This window comes from Dankookia sp. P2, assembly GCF_050632255.1.
Lineage (GTDB): Bacteria > Pseudomonadota > Alphaproteobacteria > Acetobacterales > Acetobacteraceae > Paracraurococcus.
In genome coordinates, this window is the sequence record NZ_CP192581.1 from 4,565,197 (window position 1) to 4,580,450 (window position 15,254).

Genomic DNA, 15,254 nt, shown 5'->3' on the forward strand with positions numbered 1-15,254 from the left:
TTGAGCCGGCTTGAGGCTCAAACCCTAAAACCCCGGCGGGGCTTCGCCGTCTGCCTCAGGGCTCCACCATCCGTTCGACCCAGGCGCAGTGGCGCTCGGCGCTGCGGGCCAGCGCCGCCTTGCCGCCGGCCAGGATCTCCCGCTCGTGGAAGGCGCCGTAGATCGCCTCCCATTCCAGCCCGGCGCAGTACCCGGCCATCCGCCGCACCTCGGCCGCGGGCAGCGGGATCAGGCAGGGATAGCTGCGCATGAAGCCGAGATGCCGGCGGTCGGGCAGGACCTGCAGGATGTCGCCGGACAGCAGCGCGCCGCGGCCCTCCGCGCCGCCGCGCCAATGCGCCACCGCGCCGCCGGCGAAATGCCCGCCCAGCCGGTGCAGGGTGATGTCGGGCAGCACCGGCTGCGCATCGTCCTCCCAGAAGCGCAGGCAGGGGTCGGGCCGCGTCACGTGCTCCCGGTCGGCGGCATGGACCCAGACGGGGACGCCGAATTCGCGGCCCCATTCGACCATGGTCGAATAGTAGTGCGGATGCGACAGCGCGACGCCCGCGAGCCCGCCGAGCGCCCGGACCAGCGCGATGGTCGCCGCGTCCAGCAGGGCGATGCAGTCCCAGAGCAGGTTGCCCGCCGGCGTCCGCACCAGCAGCGCCCGTTGGTCGATCCCCACCGCGGGGACGCTGCGGATCGCCAGCAGGTCGGGCTCCAGCGCCCGCCAGGTGTTGGCATGGCCGCCCCGCAGCCGGTCCAGCGTGGTCCATTGCTGGCCGCGGGCCGGGACATATTGCCGCTCGTCCTCGCAGATCGGGCAGGCGGCCGGCGGCTGCTCGCTCTCGGCGAACTGGATGCTGCAGGTCTGGCAGAGGAAATGCGGCATGGCGGTCAGCCCCCGCGTTTCTCGCGCGCCTCCGCCACCAGCCGCTCCAGCGTGGCGAGGTCGACGGCGCCCGGCACCAGCGTGTCGCCGATGATGAGCGCCGGCGTGCCCTCGATCCGCAACGCGCCGGCGAGGCGGGTATTCTCCTGCAGCCGCCGGCCGATCGCCGGGTCGTCCATGTCCCGCCGCAGCCGCGCCGCAGTCGAGCCCGAGCCGCTCCGCCTCCCGCTTCAGCACCGGCTCGGCCGGTTCCTCGCGCAGCTTCATCAGCGCGTCGTGCAACTCGGCATACTTGCCCTGGCGCTGGGCCGCGAGCAGGGCGCGGCTGGCCAGCAGGCTGTTGGGGCCGAGGATCGGCAGGTCCTTCAGGACCAGCCGGACATCCTTCTGCCGGCGCAGCATCTGGTCCACCACCGGCTCCATCTGCTTGCAGTAGCCACAGCGGGCGTCGAAGAACTCGACGATGGTCACCGCCCCCTGGGCATTGCCCTTCACCGGGTCCTCCGGGTTGCGGAACAGCGCCGTGGCCTGCGCCGCGATCCCGGCCCGCTGGGCCTCGGCCTTGGCGGAGGTCTCGGCCTGTTCCAGCGCCATCAGCGCGTCGCGCAGGATGGACGGGTCCTGCTTCAGGGCGTCGCGCAGGACATCGACGATCTCCCGCCGCTGCTCCGGCGAGAAACCCTGGGCAAAGGCCGGCGGGGCCAAGGCGAGGCCGGCCGCGAGGGCCAGCAGGATGGGGCGTGTCACCGGGGTTGTCTCCTGCGCATCGCGTCGTCCTGCTCGCGCTGTTCCTTGGTCAGGTTGTCCCGCCGCGCCGCCTCGCGCAAATCCTGCGCGCGCAACTTCAGCGGACCGGGGGGCAAGGCCTCCTCCGCCTGGCGGGCGAGGCGGCGGGCCTTGGGGAAGTCGCCCTCCAGCATCGCCTCCTCCGCCAGGGCCAGGTCGGCCTGCGGGCCCTGGCCCAGCCGGCCATGCACGATGCCGAGCTGCCGCCAGGTGAAGCCGTTGTCGCGCTCGATCCGGAGGCTGGCCTCGAACTCCCCCGCGGCGGCGCGGAGCAGGGCCGGCTCGCCCGTCTCCATCAGCGCCCGGCCGAGCGCGGTGCGGATCAGCGCCTCGGAGGGTGCCAGCCGCGCCGCCTCGCGCAGCGGCGCCACCGCCTCGCGCGGGCGGCCCGCCTCGAAAAGGATCTGGCCCTGCAATTCGCGCAGCCAGGGATTGCCCGGCTGCTCCGCCAGCAGCGGCGCCAGCAGCGCGACCGCCTGGTCGGTGCGGCCGGACCGGTATTGCGCGATCGCCCGGGCATAACGGGCGGCGGGGCTCGAATCGCTTTCGGGGTAGCGCTTCCAGGTCGTCATCGGCGGGTCGATGAAGCCGTCCAGCTTGGCGCGGACCAGCCGGTAGCCGCCCTCGAGCGCCGCCGGCCAGGGCGCCTCGGCCAGCCGGCTGCGGGCGAGGTGCTCGGTGACGAATTCCAGCCGGTCGCGCGACAGCGGATGGGTGCGGAAATAGGGGTCCTGCCGGCCGACCGCCAGCATCTCCTGCTCCCGCAGCCGGCCGAGCAGCGTCGCGAGGCCCTGGGACGACCAGCCGAGCCGGTCCAGATAGGCGACGCCGGCCTGGTCGGCCGCCTGTTCCTGGGCGCGCGTGAAGGCATAGAGCTCGCCCATCGCCATGGTCTGGCTGCCGAGCATGATGGCGGCCCCGGCATTGCCGCCCACATTGCGGCCGCCGCCGACCGCCGCGGCGCCGCCCAGCAGCATCCCGGCGATGGAGCGGATGAAGGCGTTCCGCATCTCCTCCGGCAGCCGCGCAACATGGCCGCCGGCGATGTGGCCGGTCTCGTGCGCCAGCACCCCGGCGAGCTCCGCGACGCTGCCGGACTGCTGGATCAGCCCGGTGTTGATGAACATGCGGTTGCCGCTGGTGACGAAGGCGTTTATGGGCCGCGCCTGCACCAGCGTGATCCGCACCAGGGCGGGGTCCACACCGGCGGCGCGGAACAGCGGATGCGCTATGCCGCGGAGGAAGGCCTCCGTCTCGGCGTCGCGGATCGTGACCACCGCTGACGCGCCGCCTTGGGCCCGCGCCGCGATCGGCGCGAGAGAAGGGACCAGGGACGCCAGCATGACCAGCAGCGCCGAGAACAGGGCCCACGCCTTCCGCATGCCGGGCGTCATACCCCAGGGTGACCGGGGCCGCCCAGGAGGGCAGGCGACGGCCTCGCCCCGGCCGGCCGGCCGCGGCCTGCGCGCCGCCCTGCTGGCCATGGCCGCCTTGGCGCTGCCCGGCTGCGAGACCCTGGCCAGCCTGAACCCGCTCGGCCCGAGCGGCCCGGCCGAGGGCCAGCCCGGCTTCGTCCGCGGCTTCCTCGGCGGCATCGCCACCGAGGACCCGGCCGCGGCGCTGGCCGGGCGGCAGGTGCTCTCGGCCGGCGGCACGGCGGTGGATGCGGCGGTCGCCGCCGGCTTCATGATGACCGTCACCCTGCCGTCCCGGGTCGGGATCGGCGGCGGCGGCGCCTGCCTGGTCTTCGACCCGCGGAAGGCGGCGGTCGAGGCCGTCATGTTCCTGCCCGGTGGCCGGGCCGGCATCCCGGCCGGCGCCGACCGCCCGGCGGCGGTGCCGCTGCTGGCGCGCGGCCTCTTCGCTCTGCACACCCGTCGCTCCAGCCGCCCCTTCGAGGAGCTGATCGCCCCGGCCGAGCAGCGCGCCCGCTTCGGCACCGAGGTCAGCCGCGGCCTGGCCGCCGACCTCGCGGCCGTCTCCGGCCCGCTGCTGGCCGACCCGACGGCGCAGGCGATCTTCGGCCGCCCGGGCGGCGGCCCGAAGCAGGCGGGCGAGACCATCATCCAGGCCGAGTTGGCCGGCACGCTCGGCCAGCTTCGCCTGGCCGGGGTCGGCGACATGCACCAGGGCGTGCTGGCCCGGCGGCTGGAGGAGACCTCCCGCACGGTCGGCGGCAACCTGACCCTGGACGAGCTGCGCGCGGCGCTGCCGGACCTGCTGGCGCCACTCGATTACGCCTCCCGCGGCGGCGACCGGATCGCCTTCCTGCCGCCGCCGGCCGATGGCGGGCTCGCCGCCGCCGCCGCCTTCGAGGCGCTGCGGGGCGGCGCGGACATCGCCCAGGCCAATGCGCGCGGCCTAGCCGTCGGCGCCGCCTGGCGTGCCCGCGGCGGCGATCCGAAGGCGCTGGTCGCCGCCGCCGACCTGCCGCCCGGGCGGCTCGGCGCGCTGCCGGCCTCGGCCGGGCTGGTCGCCTTCGATCGCCAGGGCATCGCCGTGTCCTGCGCCTTCACCATGAACAACCTCTTCGGCACCGGGCGCGTGGTGCCGGGGATGGGCTTCCTGCTGGCCGCGGCGCCGGGAATCGGCGCGGTGCAGCCGCCGCTGCTCTCCGCTGCCATCGCCTACAATCCCAACCTGCGCGGCTTCCGGCTGGCCGCCGCGGCTTCCGGCCAGGAATCGGCGCCGATCGGGGTGGCCGGGCCGGCGGCGCTGCAGCTGTTGCGCGCCCTGCCGGCGGATGCGGCGCTGGAAGGCGGTGCCCCGGGCACGGCGCGGACCCAGCTCGCCGCCTGCACCAACTACCTGCCGGGGCGGCCGGACCGCTGCCTCGCGGTGACCGACCCGCGTGGCGCCGGCGTCTCGCTCGGCGCGGTGGACCAGTAGGAGGCGGGGGTGGCGCTCAAGACCGGCCGGGGCGCCGCAGCGCCGCCCTTCCTGGTGATGGACGTGATCAGCGCGGCCAATGCCCAGGCAGCGGCCTTGCCGCCCGGCGCCCCGGGAATCCTGCGGATGGAGGTCGGCCAGCCCGGCACCGGTGCCCCGCGCGGCGCCGCCGAGGCGGCGATCCGCGCCCTGCAGGCGGGCGCGCCGATGGGCTATACCGAGGCCTTCGGGCTACGCTCGCTCCGCACCCGGATCGCCCGCCACTATGCCGAACGCTACGGCGCGGCGGTACCGATGGAGCGGGTGGCGGTGACGGTCGGCGCCTCCGGCGCCTTCCCGCTGGCCTTCCTGGCCGCCTTCGACCCGGGTGACCGTGTCGCCATGGCGACGCCCTTCTACCCGCCCTACGCGAATATCCTGACCGCGCTCGGCATGCATCCGCAGCTGATCCCCTGCGGGCCGGAGACGCGCTGGCAGCCGACGGTCGCCATGCTGGAGGCACTGGACCCGCCGCCGGCCGGCCTCATCCTGGCCAGCCCCTGCAACCCGGCCGGCACCATGCTGCCGCCGGCCGAATTCGCCGCCATCGCCGCCTGGTGCGAGCGCGCCGGGGTACGGCTTATCTCGGACGAGATCTATCATGGGCTGAGCTACGGCGAGGTACCGGAGACCACGGCGGTGGCCGTCTCGGCCTCGGCCATCGTGGTCAACAGCTTCTCCAAGTACTTCTCGATGACCGGCTGGCGGATCGGCTGGCTGGTGCTGCCGGAAGACTTGGTGCGGCCGGTGGAATGCCTGGCGCAGAACATGGTCATCTCGGCGCCGCATGTCGCCCAGGTGGCGGCCGAGGCGGCCTTCGACTGTCGGGAGAAGCCGGAGGCCAATATCGCCGCCTACCGGCGCTCCCGCGCCACCCTGCTGCAGGCGCTGCCGCGGGCCGGGTTCGACCGGCTGTCCACCGCCGACGGCGCCTTCTACCTCTGGGCCGATGTCGGGCACCTGACCAACGACTCGGTCGCCTTCTGCCAGCGGATGCTGGCCGAGGCCGGGATCGCCGCGACGCCGGGAGTGGATTTCGACCGTGAGCGAGGCGGGCGCTTCCTGCGCTTCAGCTATTGCGGGCCGGAGGCGGACATGGCGGCGGCGCCTGCCCGGCTGGCGGCCTGGCTCGGGCGCTGAAGCCCTGCGATGTGTGATGGCACACATAATCGAGAGCCGAGCGTGACTGAGGCTTTGCCGCACGGCCTCGCGATCGTTATCTCGGGACCATCAACTCCAGATTGGCGCGGCTACACCCGCCGGACCGGATGGGGACCAGATGGGGCGACGGGGAGCCTGGGATGCGGCCGGCAGACGGTGGGGCGGTAGCCGCCTCGGCTGGCTGCTCGCCATGGCGGTGCTGCTGCCGGCAGGGCGGCCGGCGATGGCCCAGACCCTCGCGGTCAGCGGTGCCTGCGCGCAGCAATGCGGCGCCGTCTCGCGACAGGTGCGCGACAACCGGCCGGAGATCCAGGCCTGCCTGATCCGCTGCAATGCTTCGCAGGACTACGATCGCGCCGCCGGCGCCACTCGGCCGCAGCAAGCGCCGCCGGCTTCCCGGCTGCGAAGCCGGCCCTCGACCCAGGCCGAGGCCCGGCGGGCCGCGCCGCCGGCCCAGGCCGTCCCGGCGGCGGCCGCGCGCGGCCTGCCCTATGCTGCCGCCGCGCCCCCGGCTTCGTCGGCGGCGCCCCCGCCCGCGGCGCGGGGCGCGCAACTTGCCGCCTCGGCCGGCGGCGCCGCGGTGGCGGCGCCGGCTGGTCGCGGCTGGGGCGCCGCCTACCTGGCTGCGGCGCCGGGCACCGATTTCGGCCTCACCGTTGGGGTGGCCGACCGGCTTGCGGCCCATACCCAGGCGCAATCCGCCTGCGGTGCACGCGGCGCCCCCTGCCGGGCCGCGCTGGAGTTCGCCGACCGCTGCGGCGCGGTGGCGCAGGCACGGCGGACGCTCGGGCTGTTCCGCACCGCCGACCCGCGGACCTATTCGGTCAGCTATGCCGCCGCCGGCAGCGGGCCGACGCGGGAAGCCGCCGAGGGGATGGCGATGGATGAGTGCCGGTCGCGCGAGCGCACCACCGGCTGCGAGGTGGTCGCCAGTTCCTGCGGCAGGCCCTGAGCCGGCCGGCTCAGGCCGGCGGATCCTCGCCTGGTAGGAACAGCGCCTGCACGGCGGCGGGCCCAGGCTGCGCCCGGGGCGAAGGGGGCGGGCCGGGCAGGGGCGGCAATTCCTCCCGCACGATCTCCGGGCGGAGCTGGGCCAGGCGTCCCTGCGCCGGCGCGACCGCCCGGCTGGCGGCGCGGCGCGCCACCGGCGGCAGCGGCGGGGCCGGCGCCGGATCGAGCTGCCCGGCGATCGCCGTGAGCTCCTGGCCCATGGCTGCGGCTTCGGCCGGTCCCATGTCGAGCCGCAGCAGCCGCACCGCGCGGTCCGGCCGGGCGGTGGCAGCCAAAGCGAGGGCCAGGTTGTGCCGGGCCCGGCGTGGCGCATCCGGCGCGTACTCGGCTTCCGCCAACGCCTCCGCCGCCGTCCGGGCCTGGCCGCTCAGCAGCAGCGACATGGCGTAATTGGCGCGGATGCCCCAGTCCCGCGGCGCCAGCAGCAGGGCTGCCCGGTAGGCTTCCTGCGCCTGCGCCGGGTCGCCGGACAGGTCCTTCGCCAGGCCGAGCGCGCCGAGCGCCGCGGCATTGCCGGGGGCGAGCGCATTGGCCTCCGCGAAGGCCGCGGCCGCAGCGGCGGTGTTGCCGGCCCGCAGCTCGAGCCGGCCGAGCGCCATCAGCCGCGGCGGCGTCGGCCCGAGCAGCCCGATCGCCTCGCGCAACGCCTGCGCTGCTTCGCCGTCCCGGCCGGCGCGTTCGGCCGCCATGGCCAGCTTCTCGCGCAGCGCGCCGTCCTGCGGCCGCTGCTGCACCGCTTCGCGCAGCACCTCCACCGAGGCGACGCCGCCGCGCGGGCCGTCGAGCGTCGCGGCCAGCCGCAGCCGGCTTTCGAGCGAGAGGAGTCCGGCTTCCGCGCCGGTTGGCAGGCGGCCAGCAGCAGCGGCAGGAACAGTAGGAACGTGGTGCGGGCGCGGCGCCGCGGCGGGATGTTGAGTACCATTTTCGGCACGGGTCCTTTTCCCCCATCGATTACCCCGGCAGGTCTTGCCGCGTGGTGAAGATCGCTCATCGCACCAGGCGCAGATTGGCCAGCTGCGAGCCGATCTGCCGGAAGGCGTTGCGCAGGTCGGCCTGGGTCGGACTGTTGAACCAGTAGTCCGGCTGGCTGGCGCAGCCGCGGAACAGCGCCTGGGTCGCCGCCTCGGTCAGGTTGAAGGTGATGGTGTAGACGATGATTCCCTGCCGCTTCATCGCGGCGCAGAGATTGGACATGCGGGTGTTCAGCTCGCTCGTCATCCGTGCCGCGGTCAGCGGCGGGGTGATGCCGAGGCGATTTTCCAGCCGGCGGCCATGGCCGGAATAGTCAGTGTTGTTGTTGCCCGACGCGTCCTGGATCGGCGGCGCGCCGGCGGCGAGGATGACGTTCCCCGGATAGCCTGATTTCGGGCAGCCGAGCGGCCGCAGCGGCGGCGCGCCGGCCGGCGTCGCGGCGTTGCTCGTGCTGGTATCGCTGCAGTCGCCGGGGCGCCGCCGCCCCAGTCGTTCCAGTTCGCCTGGCCGTCGGTCATCAGCACGACGACCTTCTGCATGTATTGCGTCCCGTAGTTCAGCGGCAGCGTGGCAGGGCTGGTATCCGCCCCGGCATCCAGCGCGCCGGTGGTCCAGAGCCCGCGCCAGCGCGGGCTGAGGGTGAACCAGCCGGCCTGCAGCCCGACATTGTGCATCGTGCCGCCCTTGAAGGTGGAGCGCAGCGCCATGATGCGTGCCAGCACGCTGGTCTTCGCCGCCGTCAGCGGCAGGATCGGAGCCTGTGGGCAGCCTGCGTTCGGGCCCGAATTGTTGTTCTCCCGCACGTCCTGGTACATCTCGGAGATGCCGTTCGTGCCGGTGAGCGACGCCGCCCAGTCGTTGTCGCCCGGCACCGCCGCGCCGCCGTTCTTCAGCGTGTACTTGCCGAGGGTGGAGGCCCAGAAGAAGGGCTTGAACGGCTCGCTCCCCGGCGGCGCATCGGTCTGGTCGTTGCCTGTCGCCGCGCGTGCCTCGACGCAGCCGGTCCAGCCGCGCGGCGCGTAGCGCGTCAGGTCGCGGCTGCCGGGATCGAGCCAGCCGGTGCGCTGCGGCGCGATGTTCACGGTGGTGGTGTAGGGCACCACCGAGACCCAGAGATTCGGCACCGTCTCCCGCGTCCCGTACAGGATGCCGACGAGGTCGGCGGCGGCGAGGCGCAGCGCGTCGATGTTGGTGCCGTTGGTCGTGGCGCTGCCAATCGGGCTCGGCGTGAGGTTCGCGCCCATCGAGCCGGTGACGTCGAGCACCAGCGACAGTTCCATGCCCATATCGGCCCGCCGCGCCTCGGCTGCGGCGGCGACGGTCAGCGTCCGGATGCCCATGACCCGGGCGAAGGTGGTGTCCAGCACCGCGCGGGCGGTCACGCGCATTGTGCTGCTGTCGACCGCGAGCGGGGGATCGAGCGTGGTCGAGGCGTCGAGGAAGCCGCGCCAGGCGGTGCCGGTGGCCTTGGCCGGCGTGTAGCCGGTGCCACGCACGCCGTGATTGGTCCAGAACATCGCCGCGACCTCGGCATCCCGCTGCGCCGCCGGCAGGGCGATATTGCGCGCCCCGGCCAGCGCCGCGGCGTCGAGTGCGGTGTGCAGCCTCGACCGCAGCAGCCAGGCGCGGGCGCCATCCGTGGCGATGCCGACCATGCCGACCAGCGGCACCGCCAGCAGCGCCACCAGCATGGCGATGTTGCCGCGACGGCCGAGGCGCTTCATGGGCAGGCCCCGCCGATGCTGGTGAGCGCCGCGGTGCGCGGCCGGACGATGGCGTAGGTCCGCACCGGGCCGGGCCCCGCCGTGCCGAAGAAGATTGGCGCCGCCATGATGGACCAGGGCGTCACCGCGTTGATCACCTCCACCACCAGTACGCTCTGGCCGTTCGGCACCACGAACCCGTTCGGCAGGGCGGCCTTGCCGGCGACGAGGCTGACCAGCCCGGCATCGCCGCGCGAGCAGGACCAGGCGAGGCTGTTGCCGGACGCCGTGCCGCTGACCACGCCGATCATCGTCCGGGCGCGGCCGGTGCCGGTGCCGTTGGACCAAGCGAGCACGGGTGCTGCGATCGCCTTGGCCGCGTCGAACAGGCCGGCGATATCGGCCGGGGCCAGCGCATCGAACTGGCTGGCGACATTCGCCACCTCGGCCGCCGTGCGTTCCAGCCGGAAATTGGTGCGGATATGGACGACGATCTCCGCCGTCGCGCCGAACAGCAGGATGAGCAGCGGGACGAGCAGGGCGAATTCAACCGCCGCCGCGCCGCGCCGCGGGTCAGCTATGCCGGATAAGGCTCATTCTTCGCCAGGATCACGAATTGGATCTGCAGAACGCCGAGCGGCAGCAGCGCGCGGCCGAGCGGGGTCAGGCCGCGGCCGCGATAGACGACGGTGTAGCGCACCACGTCGCCCGGCCCGCCGAGACCGGGCTTGGCGGCCCCGGGTGTGGCCAGGCTGCCGAAGCCGGGGAAGCTTTCCGCCGTCACGCTGAGTCCGGCCGAGCTGAGCGGCAGGCCGGAGGTCTTCAGGATGGTGTCGGCGACATAGCCGGTCGCGTTGAATCCGGTCGGCGGCGCCTGGCCGGTCGCGGCCCAGCGCGCCGCTTCCCGTCCACCCGCATCCAGCGCGGCGCCGGTCGCCACCTGCCAGCAGGCCTCCGTCATCAGCAGCAGCACGGCGAAGAAGGCCGAGCCGGCGAGGGCGAATCCCACCGCCGTGGCGCCGCGCGCATCCTGCAGCAGGCGCCTCACCACAGGCGGGAGGCCTGCAGCATGGCCGGCCCGGCGACCACCAGGAACAGCGTCGGCAGGATGCAGAGGATCATCGGCACGGTCAGCAGCACCGGCAGCTTCGCCGCGCGCGCCTCGAACCGCACCAGCTGGTCCTGCCGCATCTCGGCCGAGAGGGTGCGCAGCGCCTGGGTCAGCGGCGTGCCGTATTGCAGCGTCTGCGCCAGGGTCGTGCCGAGCCGGCGCAGCAGCTCCAGCCGGGTGCGCTCGGCCATGTTCATCAGCGCCGCGCGGCGGTCGGACAGAATCCGCAGCTCGCTGCTGCAGACGGCGAATTCGGCGGCAACGGCGCGGTTGGCCGGGCCGATCTCGGTCGCCACGCGCTCCACCGCGCCTTCCAGCGCGAGGCCGGCTTCCGAGCAGATGACCATGAGGTCGAGCGCGTCCGGCAGGCCGCGCTCCAGCTCCCGCAGGTAATGCTTGCGGAGGCGCTTCGCCACCATGTCCGGCGCCAGCAGCCCGCCGATCGCCGCCGCCAGCAAGCCAATGGTCCAGGCTTTCTGCCCGGCGCCAAGCGCCTGCAGCGCGGCGGCGGCGGCCAGTGGCAGGCCGAGGAAGAGCAGAACCTTGGCGCCGACGAAGATGGCCAGTGCCCGGTCGCCGCGGAAGCCCGCGGCCATCAGGGTCTGCTCCAGCTCCTCCACCGTCCGGCCGGACAGGATGCCGCCGCCGGTCAGCAGGCGGCCGATCCCGGCCAGGCCGCGCAGGACCGCCCGCCGCGCCGACCAGGGCAGCGCCACCTGATCGATCCCGGCACTGCGCTGCACCGCGAGCAGGCGCTCGCCGACCCGTTGCTCTCGCCCAATGGCGCGCAGCAGCCAAGCGAGGAGCAGGCCGAAGCTGAGCAGCGCCGCCGCACCGGCACCGAGCAGCGCCGGGGTCATGACAGGGACCGCTTGATCATGCCGCGCATCACCAGGATGCCGATCAGCAGCAGGCCGATGGCGGCAGCCAGGATGCGTTGCCCGCCCGGGTCGCTGAACAGGAGCGCCACATAGCCCGGGCTGAGCACCGCCAGCACGCCGGCGGTGAAGAAGGGCAGGGCGGCCAGGATGCCGGCCGAGGTTCGCGCCTCCGCCGCCAGGGCATAGCCGCGCTCCTTCAGCGCGACGCGCTTGCGGATCACCTCGGCCAGGTTCTCGAGCGTCTCGCCCAGGCCGCCGCCCGTCTGGCTCTGCAGCGACAGCGCGGTGGCGAAGAAGCGGTATTCCGGCACGCCGTTGCGATGCGCGGTCTCGCCAAGGGCCTGGTCGATCGGCAGGCCGATTGAGAGCCGGTCGGCGATGCGCTGGAACTCCGCCGCGGTCTCCTTCGGCGCCTCCCGCGCGACGGCGCGGATCGCCTCGCTGACCGGGATGCCGACGCGGACGGCGCGGGTGACCATGCCGAGCGCATCGGGGAACTGGCGAAACAGCGTCTCGATCCGCCTGGTGTCCAGCCAGCCGAAGGCCCAGCGGCAGAACAGGAACCAGAAGGCGGGCGTCGCCAGCAGCAGCAGGTCGCCGCCGAGGAGCGCCGCCAGCCCGGCCGCGGCACGCGCCGCCGGCAGTGCGACCAGCGGGATGATCCACCAGCGCACCGGGTATTCCGCCACACGGTCCAGTCGCAGGCCGAACAGCGTGGCAAGGCGGACCAGCCATGCCCCTTCCGCCGCGTCGAGCAGCCAGTGCCGCCGTGGCGGCGCGACCATGCCGGCCGGGCGATGCGGCCCGACCACGGCAGTGACGCGCGCCCGTCGCCGGTCCTGGCGCTGCAGCGCGCCGAGGCCGAGCACGACCAGCAGGCCGAGCCCGAGCAGCCCGCTGCCGGCGAGGAACACCCCCTTCACCGCTCCGCTTCCTCGAGCGCCGCGGCCCAGGCGCGGTCCTGGCCGAAATAGGCGAGGCGCGGCAGGAAGGCCGGCCGGGCGCGGCTGACCTTCCAGCGAACCCGCAGGCGTCCGTCCTGGTCCTCGCCCTCGTGCTCCAGCTGGAAGATGTCGTTCAGGGTGAAGACATCGCCTTCCAGCCCAACCAGCTCGGTGACCTGGACCAAGCGGCGAGAGCCGTCGCGCTGGCGTTCCACCTGCAGGATCAGGTCGACGGCGCTGGCGATCTGCGTGCGGATCGCCCGGGTCGGCAGGCCGAAGCTGCCCATCATCACCATGTTCTCGACGCGGATCAGCGCGTCGCGCGAGGTGTTCGCGTGCACCGTGCTCATGCTGCCGTCATGGCCGGTGTTCATCGCCTGCAGCATGTCGAAGGCCTCCGGCCCGCGGCACTCGCCGAGGATGATACGGTCGGGCCGCATCCGCAGCGCGTTGCGGACAAGGTCGCGCTGGGTCACTTCGCCGCGGCCCTCGAGGCTAGGCGGCCGCGTCTCCAGCCGCACCACATGCGGCTGCTGCAGCTTGCAATTCCGCCGCGTCCTCGACGGTGACGATCCGCTCGCCTTGGTCGATCATGCGACTGAGGGCATTCAGCATGGTTGTCTTGCCGGATCCGGTGCCGCCCGAGATGACGACGTTCAGCCGGCAGCGCGCGGCCACCTGCAGCGCCTTCGCCATCGGTCGGGTCAGCGCGCCGAACTCGACCAGCTTGTCGAAGTCGATGACGCGGCGGGCAGAATTTCCGGATGGAGACCGCCGGCCCGTCAATCGCCAACGGAGGAAAGACGATGTTGACGCGGCTGCCATCGGCCAGCCGGGCATCGACCATCGGGCTGCTCTCGTCGATCCGGCGACCGACCGCTGCGGCGATGCGCTGGGCGATATTGGCCAGGTGCTGGTTGTCACGGAAGCGGATGCCGGACAGCACCACCTTGCCACGCTGCTCGACGAAGACCTTGTCATGGCCGTTGACCATGATGTCGGTGATGGCCTCGTCCTCCAGCAGCGGCTCGAGCGGGCCGAGGCCGAGCATGTCGTCCACGAGGTCGAGCGCGAGCTGCCGCTGCTCTCGCGCGTTCAGCTGCAGCCGCTGCTCGGTCGCCACCTCGGCCAGCAGCCGCTCGACCTCGGCTGCCAGCCGGTCGGGTGCCATGGTGGCGACGCTGGAAGGGTCGATGCGGGCAAGGCAGAGCGCGCGCAATTCGGCCAGCGGCGCGCCGGCGCCCGGGCCCGGCCTGGCCGCAGGCGCGGCCGGGGCGGTTGGCTCCGGCACCTGGCGCATGACCGGCCCGGCCGGGCTCGGGGCCGGTTCCGGCCGGCGCCGGCCGAAGCTGGGAACGAGGGCGTTGCTCATCGGCGGAACCGTGCCAGCAGGCCCTTGCGGGGCGCCGCATCCTCAGCCACGCCGCCGGCGGCGCGGGCCAGCCGGGCGATCGCCTCGCGGAAGGGGCCGCCTGCGGCCGCCGCGGGCTGGCCGAGCGTCGCCGCCTCCTCCAGTCGCTTCGGCAGGTCTGGCACGACGATGTCGGGGGCGAGCTTCAGCGCCTCGGCCACCTGGCGGGCGGAGAGGCCGCCCTTGCGCCCGGCGCGGTTCAGCACCAGCAGCGGCCGGTTTGCCTGGCCCGGCCCCGGTTCCAGTTGCAGCAATCGCAGCGTGTCGCGCAGGCAGGCCAGGGTCGGCTCCAGCACCAGGATGCGGTGCTGCGCCAGGTCCAGCAGCTCGCGTTCCATGCCATCCGCGGCGAAGGGGGCATCGGCCAGGATGAAGTTGTAGCGGCGGCGCAGCATCGCCACCAACCGTTCCGCCGCACCCGGCGCATAGGCCAGCGGCGAGCTCAGCGCCTCCTCGGCCGCCAGCAGGTGCAGACGGTCGCCAGCCGCGGTCGCCGCGCGCTCGACGAAGAGTTCGTCGACCCGGTCCGGATGCTCGACCGCGTTGCGCAGGCCAGGCCCGGCCTGGGCCGAGAGCAGCAGCGCCTGGGTGCCACGATGCAGGTCGGCGTCCAGCACCACGCTGTGGCGGTGTGCGATATTGGCCAGGTACCAGGCGAGGTTGGCGGCGATGGTGGAGGCGCCGACCCCGCCGCGCACCCCGGTCACGGTCAGCAGCCGGCCGCCGCGCGCCGGCGCCGCGGCGAAGCGGCGGCGGGCGACCACGGGGCCGAAATTCTCCGCCACCATTGCGGCGGTCAGCGGCTTGTAGAGGTAGTCGGCAACGCCGAGGCCGCGGGTCAGCTGACGGTAGAAGCCGACATCCTCGCGGTCGCCCACCACCAGCACCCGGACATCGGGCTCGACCACCTGCGACAGGTCCTCGAGCGCGGCGAGCGGCTGCGGATGGCCGGCGACATCGACCACCAGCGTCCAGGGGTCGGCATCTCGCGCAGTGCAGTGATGGCGCGAGTGATGTCGGCGCGGCGGAACTCGGCGTCCTGCCGCACCGTGTCGCCGAGGCCGGTGCGGAGCGCCTCCTCGGTCTCGGCGTCGGCGGCGAAGCAGACCAACGGCTTGCGTTCCGGCCGGTGCTGCTGGTCCTCGGGCGGATCGGGGAAGGGATGGTCGGGCATCAGTTGCCGCCTCCGCCGGGCACGGTGATGATCCGCGCGAGGCCGGTATCCGGCAGCGGCTTCACCCGGTCGACCCGCAGCCGGTCGATCGCTCCGGCGGCGGTGAAGCCAGCGGCACCGGCCGCACCGGTGCCTTGCACCCGCTCGGCCGGGATCACGGCCATGGTCGCCAGGTTCCGCTCATTGGCGGCGGTGGGCCGCCACGTGCCCTCCCGCTTGTAGGGATCGAAGATGTCGCAGCCGGCGGTCGTCGCCAGCAGCGGCAGGGCCAGAAGTAGGCGGATGCGCATGACGGCCT

17 protein-coding genes and 1 pseudogene are annotated in these 15,254 nt (G+C 73.7%); 3 read left to right on the forward strand and 15 right to left on the reverse strand.

Annotated features, from left to right (window positions below; genetic code table 11):
* Positions 1-55 precede the first annotated feature (55 nt).
* The gene (locus ACQ86J_RS27010) at positions 56-1,621 is read right to left on the reverse strand and encodes a DsbA family protein (protein WP_431267956.1); all 1,566 of its coding nucleotides are present in this window, start codon (positions 1,619-1,621) and stop codon (positions 56-58) included.
* On the reverse strand, positions 1,618-3,042 hold the full coding sequence (locus tag ACQ86J_RS27015; protein WP_431267957.1) for a M48 family metalloprotease: 1,425 nt from the start codon (positions 3,040-3,042) through the stop codon (positions 1,618-1,620). The genes ACQ86J_RS27010 and ACQ86J_RS27015 overlap by 4 nt, the downstream gene beginning before the upstream one ends.
* On the opposite strand from ACQ86J_RS27015, the gene ACQ86J_RS27020 reads away from it, so the two are divergent.
* The 3 genes from ACQ86J_RS27020 to ACQ86J_RS27030 all read left to right on the forward strand — a co-directional run bounded on the left by ACQ86J_RS27020 (position 3,002) and on the right by ACQ86J_RS27030 (position 6,701).
* Positions 3,002-4,549: a gamma-glutamyltransferase gene (locus tag ACQ86J_RS27020; protein WP_431267958.1), complete on the forward strand. Its 1,548-nt coding sequence runs from the start codon at positions 3,002-3,004 to the stop codon at positions 4,547-4,549. The two genes, ACQ86J_RS27015 and ACQ86J_RS27020, sit on opposite strands and share 41 nt — an antisense overlap.
* Positions 4,550-4,558: 9 nt before the next feature.
* Positions 4,559-5,728 (forward strand): pyridoxal phosphate-dependent aminotransferase, encoded by a 1,170-nt coding sequence (locus ACQ86J_RS27025; RefSeq protein ID WP_431267959.1) that lies wholly within the window; start codon positions 4,559-4,561, stop codon positions 5,726-5,728.
* 211 nt (positions 5,729-5,939) lie between these two features.
* The gene (locus tag ACQ86J_RS27030; RefSeq protein WP_431267960.1) at positions 5,940-6,701 is read left to right on the forward strand and encodes a DUF4189 domain-containing protein; all 762 of its coding nucleotides are present in this window, start codon (positions 5,940-5,942) and stop codon (positions 6,699-6,701) included.
* 10 nt (positions 6,702-6,711) lie between these two features.
* Here the strand turns inward: ACQ86J_RS27030 and ACQ86J_RS27035 are convergent, their stop codons facing one another.
* From ACQ86J_RS27035 to ACQ86J_RS27095, 13 genes and pseudogenes are all read right to left on the reverse strand, one after another.
* A complete protein-coding gene (locus ACQ86J_RS27035; protein WP_431267961.1) occupies positions 6,712-7,515 on the reverse strand; it encodes a hypothetical protein in 804 nt (267 codons plus the stop codon).
* A gap of 232 nt (positions 7,516-7,747) precedes the next feature.
* Complete coding sequence (locus ACQ86J_RS27040; protein WP_431267962.1) at positions 7,748-7,978, reverse strand: hypothetical protein; 231 nt, start codon at positions 7,976-7,978, stop codon at positions 7,748-7,750.
* An 11-nt stretch (positions 7,979-7,989) separates the two neighbouring features.
* The gene (locus ACQ86J_RS27045) at positions 7,990-9,456 is read right to left on the reverse strand and encodes a pilus assembly protein TadG-related protein (RefSeq protein ID WP_431267963.1); all 1,467 of its coding nucleotides are present in this window, start codon (positions 9,454-9,456) and stop codon (positions 7,990-7,992) included.
* Entirely contained in the window at positions 9,453-9,962 is a 510-nt protein-coding gene (locus ACQ86J_RS27050; RefSeq protein ID WP_431272548.1) for a hypothetical protein, read from the reverse strand. The genes ACQ86J_RS27045 and ACQ86J_RS27050 overlap by 4 nt, the downstream gene beginning before the upstream one ends.
* Positions 9,963-10,012: 50 nt before the next feature.
* On the reverse strand, positions 10,013-10,483 hold the full coding sequence (locus ACQ86J_RS27055; protein ID WP_431267964.1) for a TadE/TadG family type IV pilus assembly protein: 471 nt from the start codon (positions 10,481-10,483) through the stop codon (positions 10,013-10,015).
* On the reverse strand, positions 10,480-11,406 hold the full coding sequence (locus ACQ86J_RS27060) for a type II secretion system F family protein (RefSeq protein ID WP_431267965.1): 927 nt from the start codon (positions 11,404-11,406) through the stop codon (positions 10,480-10,482). The genes ACQ86J_RS27055 and ACQ86J_RS27060 overlap by 4 nt, the downstream gene beginning before the upstream one ends.
* Complete coding sequence (locus tag ACQ86J_RS27065) at positions 11,403-12,350, reverse strand: type II secretion system F family protein (RefSeq protein WP_431267966.1); 948 nt, start codon at positions 12,348-12,350, stop codon at positions 11,403-11,405. The genes ACQ86J_RS27060 and ACQ86J_RS27065 overlap by 4 nt, the downstream gene beginning before the upstream one ends.
* Complete coding sequence (locus ACQ86J_RS27070) at positions 12,347-12,847, reverse strand: ATPase, T2SS/T4P/T4SS family (protein WP_431267967.1); 501 nt, start codon at positions 12,845-12,847, stop codon at positions 12,347-12,349. Before ACQ86J_RS27070 ends, ACQ86J_RS27065 begins: the two co-directional genes overlap by 4 nt.
* Positions 12,848-12,866: 19 nt before the next feature.
* A complete protein-coding gene (locus ACQ86J_RS27075) occupies positions 12,867-13,211 on the reverse strand; it encodes an ATPase, T2SS/T4P/T4SS family (RefSeq protein ID WP_431272549.1) in 345 nt (114 codons plus the stop codon).
* Positions 13,189-13,743, reverse strand: a pseudogene (locus ACQ86J_RS27080) (ATPase, T2SS/T4P/T4SS family); the annotation flags it as partial. The gene ACQ86J_RS27075 and the pseudogene ACQ86J_RS27080, both read right to left, overlap by 23 nt.
* Positions 13,740-14,570, reverse strand: a complete 831-nt coding sequence (locus ACQ86J_RS27085) for an AAA family ATPase (protein ID WP_431272550.1) — start codon at positions 14,568-14,570, stop codon at positions 13,740-13,742. The pseudogene ACQ86J_RS27080 and the gene ACQ86J_RS27085, both read right to left, overlap by 4 nt.
* Before the next feature lie 50 nt (positions 14,571-14,620).
* Positions 14,621-14,956, reverse strand: coding sequence for a hypothetical protein (locus ACQ86J_RS27090; protein ID WP_431267968.1), 336 nt, complete (start codon positions 14,954-14,956; stop codon positions 14,621-14,623).
* Complete coding sequence (locus tag ACQ86J_RS27095; protein WP_431267969.1) at positions 14,956-15,246, reverse strand: hypothetical protein; 291 nt, start codon at positions 15,244-15,246, stop codon at positions 14,956-14,958. Before ACQ86J_RS27095 ends, ACQ86J_RS27090 begins: the two co-directional genes overlap by 1 nt.
* Positions 15,247-15,254 lie beyond the last annotated feature (8 nt).

Bases quoted from the DNA above. Each gene is read 5' to 3' on its own strand.
- ACQ86J_RS27015 (WP_431267957.1), bottom strand. From the start codon at position 3,042: ATGCGGAAGGCGTGGGCCCTGTTCTCGGCGCTGCTGGTCATGCTGGCG.
- ACQ86J_RS27045 (WP_431267963.1), bottom strand. From the start codon at position 9,456: ATGAAGCGCCTCGGCCGTCGCGGCAACATCGCCATGCTGGTGGCGCTG.
- ACQ86J_RS27030 (WP_431267960.1), top strand. From the start codon at position 5,940: ATGGCGGTGCTGCTGCCGGCAGGGCGGCCGGCGATGGCCCAGACCCTC.
- ACQ86J_RS27020 (WP_431267958.1), top strand. From the start codon at position 3,002: ATGACCAGCAGCGCCGAGAACAGGGCCCACGCCTTCCGCATGCCGGGC.
- ACQ86J_RS27060 (WP_431267965.1), bottom strand. From the start codon at position 11,406: ATGACCCCGGCGCTGCTCGGTGCCGGTGCGGCGGCGCTGCTCAGCTTC.
- ACQ86J_RS27085 (WP_431272550.1), bottom strand. From the start codon at position 14,570: ATGGTGGCGGAGAATTTCGGCCCCGTGGTCGCCCGCCGCCGCTTCGCC.
- ACQ86J_RS27040 (WP_431267962.1), bottom strand. From the start codon at position 7,978: ATGACGAGCGAGCTGAACACCCGCATGTCCAATCTCTGCGCCGCGATG.
- ACQ86J_RS27075 (WP_431272549.1), bottom strand. From the start codon at position 13,211: ATGCCCGGCTGGCCGATGGCAGCCGCGTCAACATCGTCTTTCCTCCGT.
- ACQ86J_RS27095 (WP_431267969.1), bottom strand. From the start codon at position 15,246: ATGCGCATCCGCCTACTTCTGGCCCTGCCGCTGCTGGCGACGACCGCC.
- ACQ86J_RS27090 (WP_431267968.1), bottom strand. From the start codon at position 14,956: ATGCCCGACCATCCCTTCCCCGATCCGCCCGAGGACCAGCAGCACCGG.